Source organism: Tunicatimonas sp. (assembly GCF_049647865.1).
GTDB lineage: Bacteria > Bacteroidota > Bacteroidia > Cytophagales > Cyclobacteriaceae > Tunicatimonas.
On sequence record NZ_JBARYM010000292.1, the window covers coordinates 1 to 8,497 of the forward strand.

Below are 8,497 nucleotides of genomic sequence, written 5' to 3' on the forward strand. Positions count from 1 at the left end.
AGTTTTTGACTATTAAGTATAAAGGTGATTTATCCGATGTGCCATCAATTTCGAAACGATTATTAAAAGTCCGCTTTGATTTTGACTTGTTTCCATCATGGTCGAGTACTTGCAACCTTCCGCTAAACGGAACTTCTACAGCAGCTAAAACTGGTTCTAATTGCAGTGGCGATTCACCAGTAGTAACTACCCTATTTCTTTGCTCATTTAGTTCCATGCCGGAGTTTTTAACCCGAGCCATTGCAACTGTAATAATATGGTGGGCTGTTGCCAACGTTTCGTTTGGTTCTTTAGCCGTAAGGTAAATAACTGAAAAACCCTTTTTCGGAAAGATACGGTAACCATCTCCCAAATCAATATGCTTGTCTCCCGGAGCGAAGCCAATGAACGCCTTGGTTGCTACGGTATTGAGTGTAACGTATCCGCCTGCTGCTAGACTGTCTTCCGGGGTTGTCCAGCGTAGTTCGTTGGTAGATGATACTACCGAATTTTCTGAAAAGAGCAATGTAGAGTCAAAGTCGTGAGTTGCCTGGGCCGAATCAGTAAAATTGATAGCAACGCGCAGCGCAGCCAATGCACTGGGTGGCACCTTGTTGGTGCTAAACGTTTTAGTATCATTCCTTTGTATTGTTTCGCCAACAAAGCCTAGCTCTCCTTGTATAATAGAGGGGACATGTACATTTAAGTGATGCGTCTGTTCAGCTTCGCTAACATCCATTCGTCGTACTTGCCGGGCAACGGCGGGAAATAGTGCCATAATTGCAGGATTGGAAACATCCCAGGGGTGGACTCCTAGCTGATCGCTGAATCCTCCACTATCTCGGTTCTGAAACATAAACGAAACATCCCAGCCCTGAAGCCCCCATCCGTAAGCTCCCAGCAAGGCGGGGCCTTCCGCGTACCATTCATTAGGCTGAACGTGAATCCATTCACTAAGCATAAAGGGACGATCCTCTACTTGCTGGAAACCTACGCTGAGTGTGCCAATACCCGGCCTGGCTAGCAAAGAACCGTTGGCAAACTCCACAGGCTCTTTAAATCCTTGTAAATCACCTCCGAAGTAATTATGGCGGTCTACAATTCCCGCTTGAGCATCCGAATGTAAATTAAGTAGATGCCCTACTGTGGACCCTGCCTGCCAATTAGAAGAAACAATTTCTCCCGTATAGCCCGTTGCTCGTATCGCTCGAATAAACCGTTCGTAAAACTCGTTTTGTCGCTCAATGAGAAACGTCGCTGCATCTAGCAATCGTTGTTTGAGCGGTGGATAGCCTTCTTTGGCTACTATTTCATCTAAAGCCCATGGATAGTACCAGGGCACAACTGTTTTTTGAGATAGCGACTCTATAGGTAAGGAAGGACCTTTCACTTTGTCTATAGAAATGATAGTATTTAGAATAGTGCTGCTAATGTCGGCTGTATCAATTAATATAGATTCTTTCCCCCAAGCCGCTCTCCAAGAAGATTCTGAGCCGTATTTGCTTTTAAGCCAGTCGCTAAACAGCGTAGCAGTACGTTCTCGTAGTGTGGGGTGCCGTTGCATACTCCAGTTGGCTCCGTGCCACAGTATGGCATCTTCATTAAAAAGCTCTACACAGAAGATGGCGGGATCATTGGCGTAGACTAGCCCAGAATAATAATTCTTGTGCTGAAGCACCTTGACCGTTTGTTCAATTTGCAAATTCTGTAACTCGGGCGATAAGTAGATAGCCCCGTAGGTAGCCCGTATGCGTTTTTTTTCATCTGAGAACTCACCGAACTCCCGGTAAAACGGAATGTGAACTGTGTCTTCCGGCCCAAATTTTACTCCGAAGGTGGGGGACAGCTTAGTGTAGATACCATTCTCCTTCAGCTTGTTGATATAGTAGTCCATTCGCTGAAAAGCTTCCGGCTCAAACTTAGCAAAGCTTTCTTCCGCTTGGATGCCTCCGGGTGCCGGACGGTCAGCATACTTATGTAACCGAACAGCATTAATGCCGAATTTGCGATAAAAAGCCGCTCGCTTATCAGCCAATGCTTTGGTAGGGGCGCAATCACCGTAGGTGTTATTGATCCCCCATAGTTTTATATCTTGTTTGTTGTACTGAAGCTTATCAGCAACACTAACAATACGCCCATACTTACCCGCAGGTTCGCTATTCCAATCTTCCATTCCAACAAGACTGGGACGAGAGTAGTCATTCTGAGGCTGGAAATTATACCAAACAATATTTTCGTTAACACCAACCTGAGCTGAACAATAAAGGCAGGTCAGACTGAAAATAATACCACCGATGAATTTCTTCGCATTTGAAAGTAACATATTTATGATAAGATATCTCATGGCTTAGCAGCTACCAGATTTAGTAACTTTTTTTCCAGTTTACATAGTATACCTTTAAAACAAAAAAGGAGGCTCTTTTAGTAGCCTCCTTATCTATGTATTATATGTACTCTACGTCTACACCTTTGCCCCCTTTACAGTTTTTACAATACGAGCCGCAATTTTATAAGGATCACCGTTGGAAGCCGGGCGACGGTCTTCTAACCAGCCTTTCCAGCCGTTTTCTACTGTGGCAATCGGAATACGAATAGACGCTCCTCTATCGGACACTCCGTAGGAGAACTGACTAATAGATTGGGTCTCGTGCTTACCGGTTAGCCGTTGATCATTATCGGCTCCGTACACTTCAATGTGTTCTTTTACTACCGGCCGGAAGGATTCACAGATTTTTTCGTAAACTTCTTTAGAGCCTGCTTCTCTTAGCGTGGAGTTAGAAAAATTAGCGTGCATGCCGGAACCGTTCCAGTCAGTATCCCCCAATGGTTTAGGGTGCCAATTGATAGATAGACCGTATTTCTCAGCATTACGTTCGGCTAAGTAGCGAGCTACCCACACGTGGTCTCCGGCGGCAGCCGCCCCCTTCGCAAAGGTCTGAAACTCCCACTGTCCGGTAGCTACCTCGGCATTGATCCCTTCTACGTTCACCCCCGCTTCCAAACACTGATCTAAATGATCTTCAATAACTTCGCGACCGTAAGCGTTCTGAGCGCCTACTGAACAGTAATAGGGGCCCTGCCCCCTTTTAGGAAATCCTTCTTCCGGAAAACCAAGAGGTTTGTTAATTTCAGAATCCCAAAGGAAATATTCTTGCTCAAATCCAAACCAAAAATCATCATCATCATCGTCAATGGTTGCTCGCCCGTTAGATGGGTGGGGAGTTCCGTCTGAACTTAGCACTTCGGTCATAACTAGGAAGCCATCTACCCGAGCGGGATCAGGGAAAATAGCTACTGGCTTTAGCAGACAGTCAGAAGATCCGCCTTCGGCTTGCTCGGTGGAACTACCGTCGAACGACCACATGGGACAGTCATCCAGCTTCCCGCTAAAGTCACTAACGATTTTAGTTTTACTTCGTAGGCTTTGGGTAGGTTTGTAGCCATCTAGCCAGATGTACTCAAGTTTTGTCTTAGACATATACTAATTACATTTAGGGGTTATAGATTAGATTAATGCAGTTCTACTATATTAGCTAAGTAAGTAGCCTCATAATAGATAATCTCAAAATAAAAAATACGTGAACTGCGAATATACTATTTTCCAGTAGTTGATAAAAAACGCTTAGGTGTTTTTGTCTTTTTTAAGAAAAACCGATTTATATTTCAAAATTTCATTAAAAACTTATTTAATTACTACTTATAATTTTTTTATCGATAACAAAGATTATTTGGTTGAAATACATTTGTACGAATCATTTACAAATAAGAAGTTTGCTTAACTATTTGAATAGTTAGAACTTTGCGAGTCTTATTTTTGTAAATTCTATCAGGCACTATTGGCATAAATATGGAAGCAGCACGGTCGGTAGCATTTTATACCTTAGGTTGTAAACTCAACTACTCAGAAACCTCTACCTTAGGCAGGCTAGTGGAAGAGCGAGGCTACCGGAAAATTAATTTCCAGCAGGGGGCCGATATCTACGTGATTAATACTTGTTCGGTAACCGATAATGCGGATAAGAAGTGCCGAAAGGTAGTACGCGAAGCACTCAAGTATTCGCCGGATGCCTACGTCTGTATTGTGGGTTGTTACGCCCAACTGAAGCCCAGAGAGATTGCGGAGATTCCGGGAGTGGATGCTGTGTTAGGAGCCGCGGAAAAGTTTCGGCTACTAGATTTATTAGATGGATTTCAGAAAAAGTCAGTACCGCAAGTATTTGCTTCGGAAGTTACTGAAGCCCGCCGGTTCAATTCGGCCTATTCGCTACACGACCGCACCCGCACTTTTCTGAAAGTACAAGACGGCTGTAACTATCACTGTACGTTTTGCACCATTCCACTCGCCCGCGGAAAGAGCCGCAGCGATACTATTGAATCAGCGGTAAACCAAGCGCAAGAAATTGCCCAAACCGGGGTGAAAGAGATCGTACTCACCGGAGTGAATATTGGCGATTACGGCATTGTTGACGGGAAGCGCCAGAATCGCTTTCTGGATCTAGTTCAGGAGCTAGACCAAGTGGCGGGCATCGAGCGGTTTCGCATCTCATCTATTGAACCAAATTTGCTAAGCAACGAAGTGATTGCGTTCGTGGCTCAGTCGCAGCGATTTGTACCGCACTTTCATATTCCGTTGCAGTCGGGATCTAATAAAATTTTGAGGCAAATGCGACGGCGCTACTTACGTGAACTGTACGCCGACCGGGTGCAGAAAATCAAAAACCTGATGCCTCATTGTGGTATTGGAGTAGATGTCATTGTAGGCTTTCCGGGAGAAAAGGAAGAAGACTTTCTGGAGACTTATCATTTCCTGAACGAACTACCGGTTTCCTACCTGCACGTTTTTACGTACTCAGAGCGAGCCAATACTCCGGCGGCAGCCATGAACGAAGCAGTACCCATGAAGGTGCGGCAACAACGGTCAAAGATGCTGCGGACATTATCAGAGAAAAAGCGGCGAAAGTTTTACGAAGAGAACCTGGGACGAACCGCTACGGTACTGTACGAAGAAGATGTAGCGGAAGGGCAAATGCAAGGATTTACTGAGAACTACGTCCGCGTAAGTGCGCCTTATGATCCGCTATTAATCAATGAGCTACAATTGGTTCAGTTAGGTGAAATTGATGAGCGGGGGGCAGTAGCCATAACGCCCGCTTCGGTTCTAGTTTCCTAAAGTGACAGCTTCTTTCATCACTTTCTCTTGATATAGCGTCGTTCCCTTTTTATCTAAAAAACGGATAGTTAAAATATCATCGTTTATATTGATGAGAGCAAAGCCGTTGCAGGAAGCACTAAATTGAGTAATGCCGTAGCTTCCGGTCTCTCGTACTTCTGATCCCGCCCCAGAAACCAGATGATAAGTATTTCCTAACGGCTTGTGCAGTTGCAAATCATGCTCGTGGCCACTCAGGTACAGATCAACCTGATATTGTTTAAACAGTGGTACAAAGGCATCAATTAACTCATCAGCGTTGCCGTGGAAAGGACTGGAAGAGTAAGCCGGATGATGCCCAACCACAATTTTCCATTTAGCCGAACTTAGGGCCAACTCAGATTTCAACCAGTCTAGTTGCCGGTACTTATTCTGCTCAATAATCGCCGATTTGCCCGCTTCGTAGTATTCCTGAATAAATGGGCTGGTATCGGTTACTAGAAAAAGTACTTCTTCCTGATTTAGATACTGCCGAAAGCTGTAGTAATGGGCCGGTAAATTCCAGCGACTGCTAATGAGAGAGTAGTCAATCTGAGCGCGGATGCTTCCGCCGTAATCATGATTTCCTACCGAGATATACCAGGGTACTTGCAGCGAACTGTGGTGATAAATATTCTCGTAAGAATCTCGCCAGTGCGGATCATCAAGGCTTTCTACCCCTTCATCGTAAAAATTATCGCCAGTAGAAATAATAAAATCAGGGGATTGCTTAGCCATTTGGTCCGCAGTTTCAATCTGCTCCAACGTACCACCTCGCCCCCAATCGCCAATAACCAGAAATTGCAGTCCTTCGCTCATATTTTGCGAAAGTAAGTATATTCACCTGCATCGACGACGAATCCGTATTATGAAACTATTAAGAATACGAAAGAGAAACTTCGGCCTGGCCCTAAATCTCGTACTAATCAGCTCCTTTGCTTTTAGTCAGCAGTTGCACCTTTCGGCGCAAAAAGCCCAACTGGGGGAAGTTCACTATTCAGCCCGAGTGGGTGGCACTGTCCCCTCGCAGGGCGATACTTTTTTGGTGCAAGTACTTTCTAAAGGCGATATTCTAAGGCGAATTCAGGTAGGAGTATACCAAAGTGGCGGCTCCCGAGTGGTACAGGCAATTCGGTTTATAGTAGAAGATTCGGTTGGTAAATTGCAGAAAATACTAATTGGCCACGCTGATTCGTACTGGAAGGATGAAATAGACGTTCCGAAAGGAGCTGAATTAATCGGAATAAGTGGGGCCAGCGGTTGGTGGATAGACCGTATCCGCTTTCACTTTAGTGACGGCTCATCTTCATCAGATTACGGTGGTGGTAGAGGAGATACTGACTTTCATTTGTTGCTTGCCCAGCGAGATAATAAATGGAAAGGGCGTTGGTTGGGGGTTTGGGGAACGCATACTGACTACCTTGAGTCATTGGGACTCATCTTCTGGCCGGTTGAGTAAGTTACTCCTTCTTAAATAATAGCGTAGCTACGATAATCAGAGTTGCTCCAATAACAAACTGAACGGTAGTCGTTTCATCAAAAAGCAATATGCCATACAGACTAGCTACTACTACTTCTAAATAAGCTAGGTAAGAAAGAGTGGAAGCGTGCATTTTTCGTAGTGCCTGAAAAAACATACCGAACGCTAGTACTCCAATAGAAACTGAAAATGTGAGAATTAATCCGTAGGTAGGCAAATCAATCTCGTTCAGATAAGGTAAAGCGAAAGGTAGAAAAATGAATCCCCCTAGGAAGTTTTGGAAAAAAACGGTTTCAAAGCCCGTATACTCCTGCGAGGTTCTTTTGAAGATAAGTACCGTAAATGCGTACAGCATTGACGAAAGCAGCATCGCACTCATCCCGACCAGGTCTTGTTCGCTAGTTGTCATCTGTTGATCAGAAAAAATGATAGCAATTCCTACTAAAGGTAGAAACAGCAAATACTGATTGCGCCTGGGAATAGATTCCTTTAGCCAGATACGGCTGTAAAGTACCGCGAATACCGGCCAAGTGTAGAAAATGACAATGGCGTTAACAATGCTGGTGTACGAATAACTGGCAATAAATAAGAGTAGTCGTCCTGCATTCAATAATGAACCAATCATCAGCCACCTCACCGAAGAGCGAAACAGCGGCCCCCGACGAATTAGCTTGAAGTAGCCAAACAGCAGTACCGTAGGAATTGCCATCCGGAAAGCGGTGAGCGCGATCGGAGGCAGGTCCATCGTCTTGATAAAAGCTCCGGCCGAACCAAGAATCAGAATAGCAAATACCGCCAGTAAGTAAGGGTTCATAAGCTTTCATTACGTGTTATAAACCGTTTAAGCCAACGTAACTGTATTACGTGCATTATCAGCGTGGCTTCTCTAAGTATACAGTCTAAGGGCACTGAATGCTGTGGTCAGTTTTTCGGAATAGAGTAAGGAGAGAAAATACCAGAGACACCATCCAAAGTACTACAGAGCTATAGACTGTCCATTCTAGCTTTGCATTGCTCATAAACAGAAAATGCCCGCCTTGTCCTAGTATTCTCATAATTAAATGGGTTAAACCTAGTAGTGAGGCTATTACCGCAACTACTCTTACTGAGGAACTACGTAATTGGAAATGAAGTGAGCTAAATGAGAAGGCAGCAAAAACTGGTACGTGAATATAAAAGGGAATATTGAGTAGCAACGTATTAGTCAAATGAAAAGCGCAGGCGCAGAGTAACCAAATACGCCACGAAAATGGCCCTCTTATAAGCCATAAAAAAGCCGACAGCTCAAAAACTACGGCTAGATAGTCCATAGCCTCGATGACCAATTTAGGCAAATAAAAAACCCAGTCAGCCAATAGTAGCTGTCTACCGTACCCGAAGTAGCCGCTGTAAAACCAGTTGAGAAAGCCACTAGTAGAAGTATCAAAATCAACCCAAACTAGCAGCTTCTCAAAACCTGCCGTAAACATTCCGAAGGATATGAAGATACCCAAGATTCCTAAACTAGAATTATGGAAAGGTAGCCTCCGGTCAGGTTTGAGGGCGTACATTGTTCCCCAATTAGAAAACGAAAAGCAGAGCAGTGTCAAAGGTAATAAGATGACATGGTCAATCTTACCAAAGCCGAAGGCAAATGTGTTAGCAAAAAAGTAGATTATAAGGAAAGTGAATCCCATCCATCGCGAGTAAAAGCCAACTGTAATCCCTACGCAACAAAGTACGATAAGTACTGATGCAAAAATAGGTATAAGAAACTAGAAAGGCGTAGTTTTGAGGTATGCGATACATCAAGGAAATAAGCGAAGCAGAGCGAGAGGCTCTACAAGCAGGCTACAAGCAAGGCAAAAGTC

Annotated in this window: 7 protein-coding genes; 2 read left to right on the plus strand and 5 right to left on the minus strand. The window is 44.3% G+C overall.

Features of this window, described 5'->3' with window-relative positions:
- Both WBA23_RS08935 and WBA23_RS08940 read right to left on the minus strand, forming a co-directional pair.
- The coding region (locus WBA23_RS08935; protein WP_424581929.1) for a hypothetical protein at positions 1–2,302 on the minus strand (2,302 nt) is incomplete at its 3' end.
- Between the two features lie 138 nt (positions 2,303–2,440).
- The gene (locus tag WBA23_RS08940) at positions 2,441–3,457 is read right to left on the minus strand and encodes a glutamine synthetase beta-grasp domain-containing protein (RefSeq protein ID WP_424581930.1); all 1,017 of its coding nucleotides are present in this window, start codon (positions 3,455–3,457) and stop codon (positions 2,441–2,443) included.
- Positions 3,458–3,826: 369 nt separating this feature from the next.
- Here WBA23_RS08940 and mtaB point away from each other — a divergent pair, with 369 nt between their 5' ends.
- Complete coding sequence (mtaB, locus tag WBA23_RS08945) at positions 3,827–5,149, plus strand: tRNA (N(6)-L-threonylcarbamoyladenosine(37)-C(2))-methylthiotransferase MtaB (RefSeq protein ID WP_424581931.1); 1,323 nt, start codon at positions 3,827–3,829, stop codon at positions 5,147–5,149.
- Here mtaB and WBA23_RS08950 read toward each other — a convergent pair.
- Complete coding sequence (locus tag WBA23_RS08950) at positions 5,138–5,986, minus strand: purple acid phosphatase family protein (RefSeq protein WP_424581932.1); 849 nt, start codon at positions 5,984–5,986, stop codon at positions 5,138–5,140. The genes mtaB and WBA23_RS08950 overlap by 12 nt on opposite strands.
- A 49-nt stretch (positions 5,987–6,035) precedes the next feature.
- On the opposite strand from WBA23_RS08950, the gene WBA23_RS08955 reads away from it, so the two are divergent.
- Positions 6,036–6,626 carry a hypothetical protein gene (locus WBA23_RS08955; RefSeq protein WP_424581933.1) on the plus strand — a complete coding sequence of 197 codons (591 nt, stop codon included), beginning with the start codon at positions 6,036–6,038 and terminating at the stop codon, positions 6,624–6,626.
- Between the two features lies 1 nt (position 6,627).
- Here WBA23_RS08955 and WBA23_RS08960 read toward each other — a convergent pair whose 3' ends face one another.
- Together WBA23_RS08960 and WBA23_RS08965 are read right to left on the minus strand one after the other, a co-directional pair.
- Positions 6,628–7,461 carry a DMT family transporter gene (locus WBA23_RS08960; RefSeq protein ID WP_424581934.1) on the minus strand — a complete coding sequence of 278 codons (834 nt, stop codon included), beginning with the start codon at positions 7,459–7,461 and terminating at the stop codon, positions 6,628–6,630.
- Between the two features lie 85 nt (positions 7,462–7,546).
- Entirely contained in the window at positions 7,547–8,323 is a 777-nt protein-coding gene (locus WBA23_RS08965; protein ID WP_424581935.1) for a hypothetical protein, read from the minus strand.
- Between the last annotated feature and the right edge of the window lie 174 nt (positions 8,324–8,497).

Bases quoted from the DNA above. Each gene is read 5' to 3' on its own strand.
- WBA23_RS08940 (WP_424581930.1), bottom strand. From the start codon at position 3,457: ATGTCTAAGACAAAACTTGAGTACATCTGGCTAGATGGCTACAAACCT.
- mtaB (WP_424581931.1), top strand. From the start codon at position 3,827: ATGGAAGCAGCACGGTCGGTAGCATTTTATACCTTAGGTTGTAAACTC.
- WBA23_RS08950 (WP_424581932.1), bottom strand. From the start codon at position 5,986: ATGAGCGAAGGACTGCAATTTCTGGTTATTGGCGATTGGGGGCGAGGT.
- WBA23_RS08955 (WP_424581933.1), top strand. From the start codon at position 6,036: ATGAAACTATTAAGAATACGAAAGAGAAACTTCGGCCTGGCCCTAAAT.
- WBA23_RS08960 (WP_424581934.1), bottom strand. From the start codon at position 7,461: ATGAACCCTTACTTACTGGCGGTATTTGCTATTCTGATTCTTGGTTCG.
- WBA23_RS08965 (WP_424581935.1), bottom strand. From the start codon at position 8,323: ATGGGATTCACTTTCCTTATAATCTACTTTTTTGCTAACACATTTGCC.